1 protein-coding gene is annotated in these 686 nt (G+C 39.9%); it reads left to right on the top strand.

All coding sequences use genetic code 11. From position 1 onward, the window contains the following. The coding region (locus tag ER639_RS11900; protein WP_205757720.1) for an SdrD B-like domain-containing protein at window positions 1-686 on the top strand (686 nt) is incomplete at both ends.

The following is a 686-nucleotide window of genomic DNA, read 5'->3' on the forward strand; positions in this document are numbered from 1 at the left end:
ACCAAATGGTGAAGTAACAATTGAATTTGAAACACCAGAAGGTTACACACCAACAACACCAAATACAGGTGATGATACAAGTGACTCAGATGGCACGAAAGTAACAATCACTGTAGATGGTAAAGATGATCCAACAATCGATTTAGGATTAGTACCTGTATACGATTTAGGAGATAAAGTATGGTTTGATGCAGATAAAGATGGCATCCAAGATGCGGGAGAACCAGGTATTCCAGGTGTAACAGTAACATTAACAAAACCTGACGGTTCAACAGTAACGACAACGACAGATGCGAATGGTAACTATGTATTTACAGACTTACCAAACGGAGACTACACAGTGACATTCGGTACTCCAGAAGGATACAATGGACCGACGATTTCTAATGTAGGAAACGATGGATTAGATTCAGATGGTCAAACAGTGAAAGTAACAATCAACAACGCTGATGATATGACTGTAGATTCAGGCTTCATCAAAGTAAGTGTTGGAGATACAGTATGGGAAGATACAGATGGAGACGGTCAACAAGATACAGATGAGCCAGGTATTCCAGGCGTAACAGTAACAATTACATATCCAGATGGCACAACAGAAACAACAACAACGGACGAAAACGGAAACTATGAGTTCCCGAACGTACCAAATGGTGAAGTAACAATTGAATTTGAAACACCAGAAGGTT

The sequence above is a fragment of the Macrococcus sp. DPC7161 genome (assembly GCF_004117835.1).
GTDB lineage: Bacteria > Bacillota > Bacilli > Staphylococcales > Staphylococcaceae > SDSC01.